Origin of the sequence: Shewanella algicola, assembly GCF_014648035.1 — a bacterium.
In the GTDB taxonomy this organism is placed as follows: Bacteria; Pseudomonadota; Gammaproteobacteria; order Enterobacterales; family Shewanellaceae; genus Shewanella; species Shewanella algicola.
This window is the reverse complement of the sequence record NZ_BMQI01000002.1, coordinates 163,962-178,936: the sequence shown is the minus strand read 5'-3', so window position 1 is coordinate 178,936 and position 14,975 is coordinate 163,962. Positions and strand designations below refer to the sequence as shown.

General features: G+C 43.3%; 16 protein-coding genes. 8 read left to right on the top strand and 8 right to left on the bottom strand.

Going from position 1 to position 14,975, the window contains the following annotated elements:
* Positions 1 to 74: 74 nt before the first annotated feature.
* From IEY42_RS02035 to IEY42_RS02020, 4 genes are all read right to left on the bottom strand, one after another.
* Positions 75 to 680, bottom strand: coding sequence for a nuclear transport factor 2 family protein (locus IEY42_RS02035; protein ID WP_188923701.1), 606 nt, complete (start codon positions 678 to 680; stop codon positions 75 to 77).
* 52 nt (positions 681 to 732) lie between these two features.
* Entirely contained in the window at positions 733 to 1,557 is an 825-nt protein-coding gene (locus IEY42_RS02030) for a M90 family metallopeptidase (RefSeq protein ID WP_188923700.1), read from the bottom strand.
* A 176-nt stretch (positions 1,558 to 1,733) separates the two neighbouring features.
* Positions 1,734 to 2,135: a hypothetical protein gene (locus IEY42_RS02025; protein WP_188923699.1), complete on the bottom strand. Its 402-nt coding sequence runs from the start codon at positions 2,133 to 2,135 to the stop codon at positions 1,734 to 1,736.
* Positions 2,095 to 2,841, bottom strand: coding sequence for an AAA family ATPase (locus IEY42_RS02020; protein WP_188923698.1), 747 nt, complete (start codon positions 2,839 to 2,841; stop codon positions 2,095 to 2,097). Before IEY42_RS02020 ends, IEY42_RS02025 begins: the two co-directional genes overlap by 41 nt.
* A 424-nt stretch (positions 2,842 to 3,265) precedes the next feature.
* Between IEY42_RS02020 and IEY42_RS02015 the strand changes: the two genes are divergently transcribed.
* Positions 3,266 to 3,478, top strand: a complete 213-nt coding sequence (locus tag IEY42_RS02015; protein ID WP_188917763.1) for a DUF3820 family protein — start codon at positions 3,266 to 3,268, stop codon at positions 3,476 to 3,478.
* On the opposite strand, the gene IEY42_RS02010 is transcribed toward IEY42_RS02015, so the two are convergent.
* From IEY42_RS02010 to IEY42_RS22655, 4 genes are all read right to left on the bottom strand, one after another.
* Positions 3,475 to 3,999, bottom strand: a complete 525-nt coding sequence (locus IEY42_RS02010; RefSeq protein WP_188923697.1) for a GNAT family N-acetyltransferase — start codon at positions 3,997 to 3,999, stop codon at positions 3,475 to 3,477. The two genes, IEY42_RS02015 and IEY42_RS02010, sit on opposite strands and share 4 nt — an antisense overlap.
* 57 nt (positions 4,000 to 4,056) lie before the next feature.
* Positions 4,057 to 4,359, bottom strand: a complete 303-nt coding sequence (locus tag IEY42_RS02005) for an NrfJ (protein ID WP_188923696.1) — start codon at positions 4,357 to 4,359, stop codon at positions 4,057 to 4,059.
* 126 nt (positions 4,360 to 4,485) lie between these two features.
* Positions 4,486 to 6,240, bottom strand: a complete 1,755-nt coding sequence (locus IEY42_RS02000) for a bifunctional metallophosphatase/5'-nucleotidase (protein ID WP_188923695.1) — start codon at positions 6,238 to 6,240, stop codon at positions 4,486 to 4,488.
* 382 nt (positions 6,241 to 6,622) lie between these two features.
* Positions 6,623 to 6,916 carry a hypothetical protein gene (locus tag IEY42_RS22655; protein WP_188923694.1) on the bottom strand — a complete coding sequence of 98 codons (294 nt, stop codon included), beginning with the start codon at positions 6,914 to 6,916 and terminating at the stop codon, positions 6,623 to 6,625.
* Positions 6,917 to 7,552: 636 nt separating this feature from the next.
* Between IEY42_RS22655 and rlmN the strand changes: the two genes are divergently transcribed.
* The 7 genes from rlmN to bamB all read left to right on the top strand — a co-directional run bounded on the left by rlmN (position 7,553) and on the right by bamB (position 14,897).
* Positions 7,553 to 8,674 (top strand): dual-specificity RNA methyltransferase RlmN, encoded by a 1,122-nt coding sequence (gene rlmN, locus IEY42_RS01990; protein WP_188923693.1) that lies wholly within the window; start codon positions 7,553 to 7,555, stop codon positions 8,672 to 8,674.
* A 31-nt stretch (positions 8,675 to 8,705) separates the two neighbouring features.
* Positions 8,706 to 9,491 (top strand): type IV pilus biogenesis/stability protein PilW, encoded by a 786-nt coding sequence (pilW, locus tag IEY42_RS01985; RefSeq protein ID WP_188923692.1) that lies wholly within the window; start codon positions 8,706 to 8,708, stop codon positions 9,489 to 9,491.
* Complete coding sequence (locus IEY42_RS01980) at positions 9,491 to 10,498, top strand: RodZ domain-containing protein (RefSeq protein ID WP_188923691.1); 1,008 nt, start codon at positions 9,491 to 9,493, stop codon at positions 10,496 to 10,498. Before pilW ends, IEY42_RS01980 begins: the two co-directional genes overlap by 1 nt.
* Positions 10,499 to 10,534: 36 nt before the next feature.
* Entirely contained in the window at positions 10,535 to 11,650 is a 1,116-nt protein-coding gene (gene ispG / locus IEY42_RS01975) for a flavodoxin-dependent (E)-4-hydroxy-3-methylbut-2-enyl-diphosphate synthase (protein WP_188923690.1), read from the top strand.
* Positions 11,651 to 11,742: 92 nt separating this feature from the next.
* Positions 11,743 to 13,017 (top strand): histidine--tRNA ligase, encoded by a 1,275-nt coding sequence (gene hisS / locus IEY42_RS01970; protein ID WP_188923689.1) that lies wholly within the window; start codon positions 11,743 to 11,745, stop codon positions 13,015 to 13,017.
* Between the two features lie 14 nt (positions 13,018 to 13,031).
* A complete protein-coding gene (locus tag IEY42_RS01965) occupies positions 13,032 to 13,652 on the top strand; it encodes a tetratricopeptide repeat protein (protein ID WP_188923688.1) in 621 nt (206 codons plus the stop codon).
* Between the two features lie 12 nt (positions 13,653 to 13,664).
* Positions 13,665 to 14,897: an outer membrane protein assembly factor BamB gene (bamB, locus tag IEY42_RS01960; protein ID WP_188923687.1), complete on the top strand. Its 1,233-nt coding sequence runs from the start codon at positions 13,665 to 13,667 to the stop codon at positions 14,895 to 14,897.
* Positions 14,898 to 14,975: the final 78 nt, after the last annotated feature.

Here is a 14,975-nt window from a genome sequence, read left to right as displayed (position 1 = left end):
ACGAGGTCCGTACGTACGGTTCTGTGAGAGGGATGGGGCGGTGACGCCTCACCCTACTCGATGTCATTGCAACACTACTGCATTATTAAGCTGGTAATGCGTTTCGCTTTGTCATTAGGAATAGGAAAACTTAAATGATATTGGGCTATTTTCCAGCCTTGTTCGGTGTGAACTAATGCACCTGTGCCACGACTTGCACCATAGGCCGGGCTAAATAAGTGCTCATCAAATAAAATGGTGTCGTCTATTTGCAATAAGTGGCGCGATTGAAGCTCATAGCGCCAGCCTTTCGTCGGCTGAGCATAACGTTGAAACTCAACCATGTTCCAACGTTCAGTATTGTCGGTGCCGATAAACACCGCTTGCGGATGATATAAACTGAAGTAGGTTGTCCAGTCCGCGCTTGCGGCACTTTCATGCAGTTTATTAAGCAATGCGCTTACTGCCTGGCTGTCTTGTGCTGATAAGCCCTGGCTGTCGACCATGTCAGCGGTGGTGTTGAGATCTTTAATGATAGCGGGGCTTTCTGAGCTCACTTGTTGACTAATAGATTGGTTTTTGTTGTCTGTTTGCGCTTGATCTGCACTTAACTCGTCAGCCTGATTTGCATGTACGTCGAAGGCTGCGGCTGTGGTAACTAACATGGCAATAAAGCCAAGTCGATGAATAATAGATTGCATAATATCCCTTACGTTAATAATTGCATTTCGCGTTGACCAATAGGGGTTACCGTTAATGCCAATGGATTGGGTCTAGGTGATAAAACTGACTTAATTCTTGGTATAGTTGTTGGTGTTGTTGATAAAACTCCACTGGACGTTCAAAAAAGGTTTCGCTGATTACGGCAAAAAACTCTGCCGGATTGGTCGCACCATAATAGTTAAATAATGACGGTATATGGTGCGCTGCGCAATGTTGAAGTTGTTTAAATTCTTCGCCTAGCGTTTTAGACCAAGAACGATAAGCCGTAATATCACCCAGTGGGGGAGCACCATTCGCGCTGCCATCTTCCTGGTCGAGCTGGTGGGCAAACTCATGGATCACAACATTGTTGCCATCAAACGGATCTGCAGCGCCTTGTAGCGTGCTATTCCACGACAAAACGACTTTGCCATGCCCCCAAGACTCGCCCAATAACACATTGCGCTGTGTTGATTGTACGCCTGCCATGTCGGTGCGGTTGTTCTCAACAATAAAGGCGGCCGGATACACTAAAATCTGGGTTAATTTAGGGTAGTAATCGGTTTGTCGGTTAAGTAAAAGCAAGCAGGCTTGCGCGGCAATAGTGACTTTGACTTCATCATTAATGATAAAAGCATTACAACCAACAAATTGTTTTTCTTTAATAAAAATCTGTATGTGTTTTTTTAATTGCAGCTGTAGATCAGTTGGCATGGCTTTAAAGTACGGAAATCGAGCTTTAAGTATGGCGCGCCATGCATGTGGGAAGGGCATTGAGGTAATGCGTTTGCGTTGACGCTGTTTACGCCAGCGGCTACTGCCAATCCATGCGATTGCTAATATTGACACGGTTATCACAATTACAATCGCTACCATTGATTTTCCAAATGAATTCTCTCATAAACTATTTATGGGGGAGGCTTAGGTGAAATTCAAGCTAGAGACATAAAGATAAAAAAACTGGCATACAAATAACGATGGTCAATTTGCTGCCAGCAAAGGGTGGGGAGAGATGGTGAACTCGGTTTATGCTGAGTGTTGCTAAGTTTTGTTTAGTCGTGAAAATTTGCGTCGATACGTTTTTGTTGTTCAGGCGTTAATGAAAAATAATGAGCAATAAGCTGCCTAATCAGCTTTGATTTAGCCACTTGTCCTTTTTGGCTCAATAGGGTTAATTGCTCTATTGCCGCCTCGCTTAAGGTGTATGTACAACGCTTGTATGGCTTTTTTATGGCCTGAGTTAGTTGGGGGGGCGTTTGCGGTTGTTGATATTTACGTTGTAAAAAATCAACCACGTTAGAAGACTCTGTCAGGGCTTTGGGGGATAAGCCTGAGTGAGTCTCAACGCCTGCGGCATATAAATCGGCTGCGGCAATAAAGTCATCAACCGACACTGCAATCGGGCGCTCGTTTTTACATAACGAAGCGTTTTTCTTGAGATCGGCTAGTCCCATAATTTCCTCTCATTGTCGTGACATTAGATACATTATTACGTTGGTCAATAAGCTGTTTTGCATCGGTGATTTCGAGTAACTCACACGCAATACTGCGCATTTCTTCGGTGGCTTTCCCTTTGGGTTCTAACTCAAACACCGATAAACCAGACTCTTCGCTGTCGTCATAGATGTTGCGGCTGTAGTTTACGGCTTCAAGTACATTAATGTCGTAAGTGCGGCACACATCTTTTGCTTCGGCAATGCGACTTGCTTGGTTGGGTAAGCTTGGGCATTGGGTAATCACAAATGATGGCTTCATTTTAGGGTTTATCATTAAGCAGGTTGCGACAATATCGTCCATATGGCTGACGGTTTTTAAGTCACGACGTTTAGGTCTTAATGGCATGAGTACGTGCGAAGCCACTGACATCGACGCCCGTAGTGCGAGGTTATCTTGGCCGCCGCAATCGACAATGACGTAGTCATAATGCTGCTCTAAACTCAGCAGGTCGTTACGGATTTTTCCGTATAATTGCACGCAGTTGATGGTCGGTAAGTCTGGATTATTGTTGCGCGCTTGGATCCAGTCTGATGTGGTTCGCTGTGGGTCGCAGTCCACCATAATCACGCTAGCTTGCGCTTCGCGGGTGAGAAACACCGCAATGTTCTGTGCTAAACAGCTTTTACCGCTACCGCCTTTTTCTCCGCCGACTAATATGATCATCGAAACCGTCCTCTTTATCAGGCCGCATACACTGCCAAAAGTAATACATGACTTAACTGTAAGAGTTCTGTTATGTTTCGTCAATTAGCTGATTTTTGACGTTTTTTTATAAATGGCATGACGAAATTTTATTGACGGATTTTATTGGGATGGCAAAAAGTTGACACTGATAGCGGCCAAGCGTCAATGTTACTTAAAAGTTAAATTAGATAATCACTTACAGCCCTTTTTTGCTAGGCTGCCATGTTGAGTTGTGTGATGTCATTGGTTTTAATAAGGTCGTTAATCCACTTTATATATCTAATTGTGTTATTTATTTTGTTTTGTATAACTAATTAATATAATTAATGTGGCGGTGAAGTTAGGCAAAAACTTACATGGCCCGTGTTAAGATCGTTAAATAAACAGTAATAAGGGTCACGTGATGAACGAGCAACAACTAGTAGAAGCGATTAATCAAACAATGCCATTTGGTAAATATGCTGGGCGCAAGTTGTTGCAATTGCCTGAGCCATATTTGGTGTGGTTTCACTCTAAAGGCTTTCCAGAAGGTAAGTTGGGCGAGCAATTGGCCCTAATGTACGAAGTTAAACTCAATGGATTAGAAGAGATGCTGCAGCCATTATTAAAACGCTAATGACCTGTGACAAGATTATTTATTAATGTTTTTTGCATATAAAACCCATTAAAAGTTTGCCCGAGTTTGTGTTGATAACTGACCTGTTTTAACACAAAACCATGTTGCTCAAACAAACCTTTAGACAAATATGAGGCGTCGACACTCAATACTGGGTAACGCTGTTGTTGTACCCAGGCTTGTAATTGTAAATAAAGCGCTCGCGCGATGCCTTGGTGTTGCCAAGCCGGTGCTACATACAAACAGTCAATGTAACCTTGTTGTTTAAAGTGAGTTTCGACACTAATAAATCCAATCACTTGTTGTGTTGAATCTACAGCTAACCAAGCGCGGTTTCGTTGATATTTTAATTGCCAAAACTTGCTTGAACGAGGCGATGATGACCAGGCATCGAGTTTGGCTTGCGGGTATCTTGGATGGCGAATATGTTGTATCGCCATATGGTATAACTCGCTCACTTGTTGTGCGTACACTGGGCTAAAGTCAACAATGTGATAAGGCGTTAAGTATGAATTTTGCATAAAAAAGACCAATCCTAAAGATTGGTCAATTATGGTATTTTTTAAGCGTAAAACGAACTATTTTTTGTCGATATTGCCAACAAACATAATTTTATCGAACGTTCTATTTAGGCTTGAGCTAGCAAAATCGGTCATCCACATTTGCTCAGACACTTCTACAGTATCGCCTTTGCTGACTTGGGTTTGTGGTCCCGCAGCCCAATAGGTTTTGTCTGCTTCTTTAATTTGAACGTAGGTGTAACCACCACCATTCATTGTGTCGAGCACTTCGCCTTGATGTAATGCGCCTTGTGCCCAAACAGAAGAAATCCCTAACGCTAGGGTAGCGGCGGCAGCAAATGCGATTAATTTAGCTTTCATATTGTTTTCCTGTCATACGATTTAGAAGAAGATACTTCAGCATTTAATCATTTAAGCGACTCGTGGTCTGTGATCAAACCCAAATTATCGTGACAGTATTATAGTTAACGCTAAATGAGCGGCTTGTTATTCATGTTTTGATTTATCTTCTCGATGGCTAATGTAATGCACATTGGTAAATAACTGATCTTCAATTAAATGCCCGTGCAAACTGACAAAGTCGATAAAGGCCTCAGGCAAGGTTTGGCTGGTCATAGCTTGTTGCCAATGAGCGTGCAGTAAGGCGTCGTAACCTTCTTTTCCCGCGGCGGTATAGGCACTGGACACACCAATGTACAGTTTGTCTGGCTCAAGCGCTTGCCATTGGTATTGCTTGTAAATTTCAATTTTCGTAATACGTTGGCCTTTAATTTGTTTGCCATCGTAAAAATAACGCAGTCCATAAGGGTAGGGGAAACTGCCTGCGCCAGTCCCCACAATGCCGTTATTTGTGGCACGATTAATCGACGATTCTAACGCCTCAATCACGTATTTACCCATAATTTGATACAGGGTTAACGGCAACTCAAACGGTAAAATACGCCCAACCACATCGGCCAGTGACAACTGCCCTTTATTTAGCGATTGCCTAACGCCGCCAGCATTGTGCAATGCAAAATCAATGTCGGGTTCAATATTTTTGGCTGCTTTATACATACTTCGACTCACCCAAGGGGCAATTTCACTGCCGTGGGGTAAATGTTTACTTGGTAAACGGGTATGGACAAAATCGCGCGGGATATGGGCCAATATTTGGTTTTCTAATGCATCTAATGCTGGGCGATATTGGCTGTGGATCACCTGATGAATGCCATCATCGTGTTGATCATCTTTAATGCTTGGATGGGCAAGTAATTGCGCGATTAACGACTGCGAGACAGCGGGGGACGCTGTTTGCCCTTGGGCGTCGCTGACATGAATTTGGCTATCAATCATAAAATAATTGTTGCCGATAAGCTCAATGACGCAACCCTGATTGTTGAAAATTATTTCGGCCAAACCTAAGGTTTCGGCATATTTACCTGCATGCAAAATAGGCGTTGAGTTAATGGTTTCAGCATAGGGTATATTGCTTAAACCAATGTCACTCATTTGCCCTTGCAGCGTATGAGAATGGCCGCCCACAATCAGGCTAATGCCATCTACTTGCTGGGCGAGTTCTCGGTCTTGGTCTAACCCTAAATGGCTTAACACTATGATGTGTTTAATACCTTGATGATGCAGGCGTGCAATGGTGGCACGGGTGGTATCAATGGCATTGACAAAGTCGGTGTCAGGGTCGGGTCTAGCAATCAAGCGCATTTGATCTAAGGTGATACCAATAATCGCCATTTTTGTATCATGAAAAGGCTTAATTAAGACCTTGGCTGTTTCGCTGCTGTCATCAAAATCGTACAGCATTGGATGGCCGTACAATCTGCCGACTTTTAGTCTATCTTCATGGCTTAAGTCCATGTTACCTGCAAGCACTGGAAAATCGATGCGGTTTAAAAAGGCTTGTACAGGGCTATTACCTGCATCAATTTCATGATTACCTAGCACCATGGCGTCAGGTTTTAACAAGTTAAGTAAGTGGGCGTTGGCTGCGCCTTGAAACTCACGAAAATACAGCGTGCCTTGAAAACTATCACCACCATGCAAAAACAAAAATGGGGTTTGCTGCTGGACTGCTTGCTGCCTTGCCTGGTCAATTTGAAACCCTAAGCGTGCATAGCCACCTGAGTTTGTTTCCAGCTTATAAGATTGCTGCTCGGTGGTTAAACTAAATTGGACTGGGCTTGGTTCAAAGTTTGAATGCGTGTCGTTGATATGTGCAATGGATAAGCGATAAGAATTTTGCATTAGTTCCCTCTGTGTAATGACATCATCTTAACGTATCTGGCGTAATGCTGTCATCCGCAGTCATTTGAAAACAATAAAATATTAGTATGTGCTGATTTTTGTACGTAAAAAAGAGTGCTATGTTTATCGTGTCGCCCCCAATAAACTGCCATATAGTACGGCAGTTTATTGGGTAAAGTTCAGTCTGCGCTACACCTTCTTTATCTACACCTTCTTTATCTACACCTTCTTTATCTGCACCTTACTTACCCATAAAAGCGTTAGGTGCTGCTATTTCAATGTTAAATGCTCGCTGTTGTGCTTTTTATTCATTCACTGGTTTAGGTGTCGTAAGTCGATTCAACGCAGTTAGCAGGGCAAAGGGCTGTTTGAAAAGCGTTTATTATCCCGAGCTCAGGTTATTTAAGTGCTGACGCATAAATTGTTCATTGGTTACGCTCGTTGGCAATTTAAATATCACCGTTCTTGGGAGCTTGATGTCGCTGACCGTCATGTTTTTCATCGCCAACATTTGGGTTAAAATTTGCGATTTTTGTTCGCTGAATTCACCACTGTCTTTGGCCATTTGGTTCATGGCGCTGAGTTCTTGGCGAATATAATGATGACTATCACTTTTCCCCAACAAGCCAGTGACTTTCTGTGATAACCAAATCAACGGCTGGGCAAATTTTTCCATCCAATATAAACAAAGCGACACCGCGGGGGCGACTTTACGCTAATGATTAGCTCCAATAATTTTAGGGATAATTTCAGAAAAAAATAAAATTAAAAATGTCAAAACCGCAGAAAACACCCCAAGTAGCTCACTGCCAAAAATAATTGCCGCCTAGGCACTTGCTACCGATGCTCCCATAGTATGAGAAATGGTGTTTAAGGTGAGAATAGACACGAGCGGCGAGTCGATATTTTGCTTTTGTTGATGCAGCCTTGTAGCAGCGTGAGGGTGGTGTTCTTTAAGGTTAGCAATATAACTAGGGAGAACCGACAGTCATACGGCTTCAAAAATACTGAATAAAAACGAGATAAATATAGCGAAAAACACGATAAACAGAAGGGTTATCATAGGTTGAAAGTCAATACTGCCTCATGGCAGGCCACATAGCCAGGCGTGATATTACACTCATCTAAGTTAATACAAACTGAATTTCAATCAGAATGGTTGAAAATCAACGAGGTTAAGGTGACTCAAATGAGGATAACTGGCTGAGTTTATAGTTAACGCAAGCTTAATGTAGATATACTGGCTAAAAGGTAATGCTACCTGTATAATTTGCCGCCCTGTTACAGGTTTTGGCGTTTTGAGGTTAGGCAAATGAGTGTAAAAAAAATCAATTTATTAGATCTTGATCGTAAAGGACTGCGTGCGTTGTTCAGCGAAATGGGCGAAAAGCCGTTTCGTGCCGATCAATTAATGAAGTGGATTTATCACTTTGGCGTCAGTGACTTCGAAGATATGAACAACATTAACAAAGCGTTGCGAGCAAAGCTTGCGGCAAGATGTGAAATTGTTGCGCCAGATATTTCAAGTTTCCAAAAATCAAATGATGGCACCATTAAATTTGCCATTAACGTAGGCCAAGGCCAAGAAGTTGAAACCGTTTATATTCCTGAAGAAGACCGTGCGACCTTATGTGTGTCATCGCAAGTTGGCTGCGCACTAGAATGTACCTTCTGCTCAACAGCTCAACAAGGCTTTAACCGTAACTTAAGCGTGTCTGAAATTGTTGGCCAGGTTTGGCGTGTATCGCAATTTTTAGGTTTTCATAAAGACACTGGTGACCGTCCAATTTCTAACGTTGTTATGATGGGGATGGGCGAGCCGTTACTGAACTTAGCCAACGTGATCCCTGCAATGGACATTATGCTAGACGATTTTGGCTTTAGTTTGTCAAAACGCCGTGTCACCTTGTCGACCTCTGGTGTTGTCCCCGCGCTTGATAAACTTGGTGATGCGATTGATGTCGCATTAGCTGTGAGTATCCACGCGCCTAATGATGAGCTGCGTGATGTGCTTGTACCTGTTAACAAAAAATATCCGCTCCAAGAGTTTTTAGCGGGTATTCGTCGTTACCTAGAAAAATCTAACGCTAACCGTGGCCGTGTAACCGTTGAGTATGTAATGTTGGACCACATCAACGACAGTACCGACCAAGCGCATGAATTAGCTAAGTTAATGAAAGACACGCCTTGTAAAATTAATTTAATTCCATTTAATCCATATCCAGGTTCTCCTTACGGTCGCTCGTCGAACTCACGTATTGACCGCTTCTCTAAAGTCTTGATGGAATACGGCTTAACTGTCATTGTTCGTAAAACCCGTGGTGACGACATTGATGCGGCTTGTGGTCAATTAGCGGGTGATATTCGTGATAGAACAAAGCGTTTAGCAAAAAAACAAATGCAACAAAACCAGATTTCAGTCACAATGGATTAACTTGTTGTTTGCATAGTAAATAGGCTTATAAATGAAGCATGGAATGCACAAAATTTTTGTGATGACCTTAATGGCGCTGTCGGTTACCGGTTGTGTAACCGAACGCACCTATAGTGGTACTGATACTCCGGTGGCTGAACGTAAATTTGATAAAGTGAGTGCGGCCCGCGAGCGCATGCAACTTGGATTGAAATATTTAAGCCGAGGTAACAGCGAGCAAGCAAAATACAATTTAAATAAAGCGGTTGAGCATGCACCAAACTTAAGTGAAGTGCATGTGGCGATGGCGTATTATTACCAAACGGTTGACGATGTGGTTCGTACCGAAGAGTCTTATAAGCGGGCCATTAGCCTTAGCGATGCAACCGGTGACGCGCGTAATAATTTTGGGGTGTTTTTATGTCAGCAAGGTAAATTTGCTGAGTCAGAAAAAATGTTTCTTGAGGCCATTAATACGCCTAAATACACCCGCTCCGCATCAAGTTACGAAAATTTAGGTGTGTGTAGTCGCAAGGCAGGCGATAAAGAAAAAGCGCGACAGTATTTTAATATGGCGTTAAAGTATGATCCAAGAAGACAAGTAACCTTATTAGAGTTAACCGAGTTAGCCATGGAAGAAGCTGACTACGACGATGCGCGCGTACAACTCGCAAGATACCATCGAGTTGTAAGTGAATCAGCAGAAAGTTTAGCCTTAGGGATCAAGATTGAGCGGGCGGCAAATGACTTAGAGGCCGTAAAACGATTTGGCATTTTATTAATTGCGAAGTTTCCTGCATCTCCACAAGCCAAAAATTATAGAGCTAACTTGAATTAATGACTAAAGAATTCGAAGTAGAACAAGACGCTGAAAAGGCCGAGTTGTTGAATGACGTTGTTACCGCGGGTGCTATTTTAAAAGCGGCTCGCGAAGCCAAGGGACTGTCTATTGAGACGGTGGCGACGCAATTACATTTACGGCCAAGAATAATCAGCGACATAGAACAAGACATTTTTGATAACATTGCTTCAACGACTTATGTTCGGGGCTATATCAGAAACTATGCGCGTTTCATTAATGCGGACTTGAACGACATTCAATTATGTTTAAGCCATCAGTTGCCTGAAATTGTCCCTCCGGCAATGCAAAGCTTTTCACGCAAAACAACTCATCAGGCTCGTAACAGTCGCCTTAACTTAGTCACTTACCTTATCTTGGCCGTGTTAATTGCCATGTTTGTACTTTGGTGGGTGCAAAAGTCATCATTATTAACCAATATTGATGTATCGATGCCAACGGTTGAAGAAATTGCCGCAGAAGCCGACATGCCTGAACCGCAGCAAATAATCCCAACCGAACAAACGGATGATACTCAAGCCACGATGGATGACGGCACCGCTGTTGATGTCAATGCAGAGCAAGCAAGTGTTGCCGCCAGTGCCGAAATCGATGCTGTAACTAACAATCTTGAGCAGCCTAATGCATCAAACATTGCAATGCCTGCCAGTTCGTTAACACCCGCGGCTAACAGTACCTTAAATCAAGCTAGCACTGAATCAATCGTTAATCTTGAGAGTACAGCGTTAAGTGTTTCTGGAACTGAAGGCTTACTCACGATTCAATTAAGTGGTGATTGCTGGATTAACGTGACAGATGCTAATGGTAAAGTATTGGTCGATGGCGTGAAAACCGCCGCTAAGTCAGTTGAAGTGCGTGGTACCAAACCTTTTAAAGTGATACTCGGCGCCCCACAGGTTGCCAGTATCAGCCTTGACGGTGACCAAGTCAGCTTAGCTGAATTTGCTAACGGTCGAGTCGCAAGATTAACCCTGCCAAAAGCATAATGTGTGCTTTAGCAACAAGCAGTAGAGCGTATTTGCATGTATAACGAATCCCCAATTATTCGCAGACCTTCCACACGTATTTACGTGGGCAAAGTGCCTATTGGTGACGGTGCACCGATTGCTGTACAGTCGATGACCAATACAAAAACCACAGATGTTGAAGCCACTGTGGCGCAAATTAAAGCCTTAGAAAAAGTGGGTGCCGACATTGTGCGCGTTTCAGTGCCGACGATGGACGCTGCTGAAGCATTCAAAATCATCAAACAATCGGTTGATGTACCGTTAGTTGCCGACATTCATTTTGATTACCGTATTGCATTAAAAGTGGCCGAATACGGCGTTGATTGCTTGCGTATCAACCCAGGTAACATCGGCAACGAAGAGCGTATCCGCAGTGTGGTTGAGTGTGCCCGTGACAACAATATTCCTATCCGCATTGGTGTTAATGGCGGCTCACTTGAAAAAGATTTAATGGACAAATACCGCGAGCCAACACCTGAGGCATTACTTGAATCTGCAATGCGTCACGTGGATATTTTAGACCGTCTTAACTTTGATCAATTTAAGGTCAGTGTTAAGGCGTCTGATGTCTTTTTAGCGGTTGAGTCTTATCGTTTACTAGCCAAGCAAATTCGCCAACCTTTACATTTAGGCATAACCGAAGCGGGCGGAATGCGCTCAGGTTCTGTTAAGTCTGCCGTTGGGTTAGGCATGTTGTTAGCCGAAGGTATCGGTGACACCATTCGTATCTCTTTGGCTGCCGATCCGGTTGAAGAAATCAAAGTCGGTTTTGACATTTTAAAGTCATTACGTATTCGAAGCCGTGGCATTAACTTCATTGCTTGCCCATCTTGTTCTCGTCAAGAATTTGATGTGATTAACACTGTGAATGAACTTGAACGCCGCTTAGAAGACTTAACAACGGCCATGGATGTGTCAATTATTGGTTGTGTGGTGAATGGCCCAGGCGAAGCGTTAGTGTCGCACATTGGCTTAACCGGTGGTCATGCTAAGAGTGGCTATTACGATGATGGCGTGCGCCAAAAAGAGCGTTTTGACAACAACAGTATTGTTGATGGTCTAGAAGCCAAAATTCGCGCTAAAGCGGCAATGATGGCAAATCGTATTGAGATTGCCGACAAAACAGAATAATTCTCTAACCTGCTCGTTGTGCTAAGCATAGATTGAGCGGGTAAATTTACTTTTTATTAGTGTAAGCTAATTTTAAAATTGGACCAGTAACAGTGGCAAAGCAAATCCAAGCAATTCGCGGAATGAATGACATTCTGCCAACTCAAAGCCCAATTTGGCAAAAAGTCGAAGCGGTGCTTCGCTCATCAGTAAGTGCATTTGGTTACAGTGAAATCCGCACTCCTATCGTTGAAAGTACCGATCTTTTTAAACGTTCAATTGGTGAAGTGACCGATATCGTTGAAAAAGAAATGTACACCTTTGAAGACCGTAACGGTGACAGCTTAACGCTACGCCCAGAAGGCACTGCTTCAACAGTGCGCGCCGGTAATGAACACGGTTTACTGTACAACCAAGAACAACGCCTATGGTACATGGGACCCATGTTCCGTCATGAACGCCCTCAAAAAGGCCGTTATCGTCAATTCCACCAATTTGGTGTTGAAGTTTACGGTATTGGCACTGCTGACATTGACGCTGAAGTATTAATGTTATCTGCACGTTTATGGGACCAACTTGGCATTAAAGACCATGTCGCGCTTGAGTTAAATACACTAGGCGATCCTGCTGAGCGTGCTGCTTATCGTGATGCATTAATTGCCTTTTTAGAGCAACACAAAGATAAGTTAGACGAAGACAGCCAGCGCCGCATGTATTCAAACCCACTGCGCGTATTAGACAGCAAAGACCCACAAGTACAGGCTATTTTAGCCGATGCACCCGCATTGATGGACTACCTAGGAGAAGACACAAAAACACATTTTTCAACTTTATGTGAACTCTTAGACGCTGTTGGCATCCAATACACCATCAATCCGCGTTTAGTACGTGGTTTAGATTACTATAACCGCACGGTATTTGAATGGGTAACCACGAGTTTAGGTTCACAAGGTACTGTGTTGGCTGGCGGCCGTTATGATGGCCTAGTTGGCCAGTTAGGCGGTAAAGATACACCTGCTGTTGGTTTTGCTATGGGGTTAGAGCGCATTGTATTGTTGCTTGAAACCTTAGAGCTAACCAACGACATTGCCGCTGAAGTTGATGTATATGTCACAGCAATGGGTGACAATTGCTTAGTTGAAGCGATTAAAGTTGCCGCAGAGTTGCGTCAACAGCTACCAACGCTTAAAGTCATGTCTCATTGCGGTGGCGGTAACTTTAAAAAGCAAATGAAACGCGCAGACAAAAGCGGTGCTCAATATGCTTTGATTATTGGTGAAAATGAAGTTGCAAATAACCAAGTTGCCATTAAGCCATTACGAAATAACAACGAACAACAATTAGTCGCCCGTACTGAACTGGTGACTAAAATTGCAGAACTGATTTAAGAGGGGAAGCGTAAGTGGAAATTTATAGCACAGAAGAACAACAAGTAGATGCTATCAAGCAGTTCTGGAAAGATTATGGTACCTCAATTGCCGTAGGGGCCGTGGTAGGTCTTGGTGGTCTTTATGGGTGGAATACCTATTCAGACATGAAAGTCGAATCAGCTGAACTAGCATCTGAGACTTTTCAGACCATCGCTGAACAGTCAACAAATCCAGCTGCGTTTTTAACTCAAGCAGAAAACTTTACTGCTGAGCACGACCAAGCGGGTTATCAAGCATTGCTTGAATTAATGGTCGCTAAGGCTGCCATTGATGCAGGTGACTTAACCAAAGCAGAAACGGCACTAACCAAAGTGATTGCCGCGAAACCTGGTTCAGGTTTAGACATGGTAGCAACCATTCGTTTAGCACGTGTGCAAGCTGAACAAAATAACTTAGGTGTGGCATTAGCTACACTTGAGCAAGTATCAGACGAAGCATTTGCTTCGCAACGTGAAGAATTAAAAGGCGACTTTTTAGTGCGTCAAGGTGATTTGGATAAAGCCAAATTAGCTTATCAAGCTGCGGTAGATAATGGTGGAGCCTTAACCAGTCCTGCGCTGACAATGAAATTAGACAATCTAAACAAGGCATAAGGAACTTAGCCGATGAAGTCGTGGTGTAGAAATCTACTTGCTGTTGGGCTAAGTGTTGCTTTTTTATCAGCTTGTTCTTCGAGTGATGTTGAAGAAGAGCCTGTGAGTGAATTAGTTGATATTCAAGCAACCGTGTTTCCAGAAATCAGTTGGGACACCAGTGTAGGCGAAGGCGTAGGTGATTATTACTCGCAGCTTCGTCCAACGGTTCGTTACGATAAGTTATTCGTTGCAGATCGAAGCGGTGTTGTTGTTGCATTTGATGAAACAACCGGTGAAAAATTATGGTCGACAGACTTTAATGACGCGTTTGAAGAAGAGCTTAAAACCAAAACCAAAGGCATTCGCTTAGCAGCGGGCGTGACCGCAGCACGTAAAAAAGTGTTTGTGGGTGGTGAAACCGGTTTATTGGTTGCGTTAGATGAGGCTACTGGTGAAGTGGTTTGGTCAGCACAAGCCAACGGCGAGTTACTCTCAGCGCCAACGGTTGCTGAAGACGTTGTGGCCGTCAACACTGCTAAAGGTGCATTTGAAGCTTTTAGTATTGATACTGGCGAAAAGCTATGGACTTACGAAAGTCAGCTTCCTAACTTAACATTGCGTGGCACATCTTCTGCTGCGTATGAAGCCGGTGGATTTTTTGTTGGCACAGCTGACGGTAAAGTGGTTGTTGTGGTTAAAAATAACGGCCAGGCCGCCTGGGAACAACCCGTATACAGCCCAAGTGGCGGTAATGAGTTTACCCGTATGGCAGATGTTGATATGACCCCGTTAATTCTTGGCGAAAACTTATATGTTGCCAGCTACAACGGTAACCTAGTGTCAATGGAATTGCGCAGCGGACGTACTGTTTGGTCGCGTAAATATTCAAGCTTTAATGAATTAGCCGAAGCAGGCTTAAGCCTATACCTTGTTGATGACCACAGCCGAATTTATTCTGTTGACCGTCGTAACGGTTTAGAGCTATGGAGTAACTCAACCCTTAAAAACCGTGAGCTTACTGCCGCAGCCATTATCGACAGTTATTTAGTGGTTGGCGATTTAGAAGGTTACTTACACTTCATTGACCGTACTAACGGAGATGTTGTAGGCCGTATCCAAGTAGACAGCGATGGTTTATATGCTCAACCATTAGTGGTTGATGACAAAATTTATGTACAAGGTCGCAGTGGTAAAATTGCCATTGTCGTCTTAGACAAAGAACAAATGCGTGTTGAGGACGATACCGTAGCCAGTGCAGAATAAGTCCTAGGACCATTTCTGGATTAATTAAGGTATAATATCTCTACTAGAGCCCCTGGAAGCGTTCCGGGGGCTTTTTAT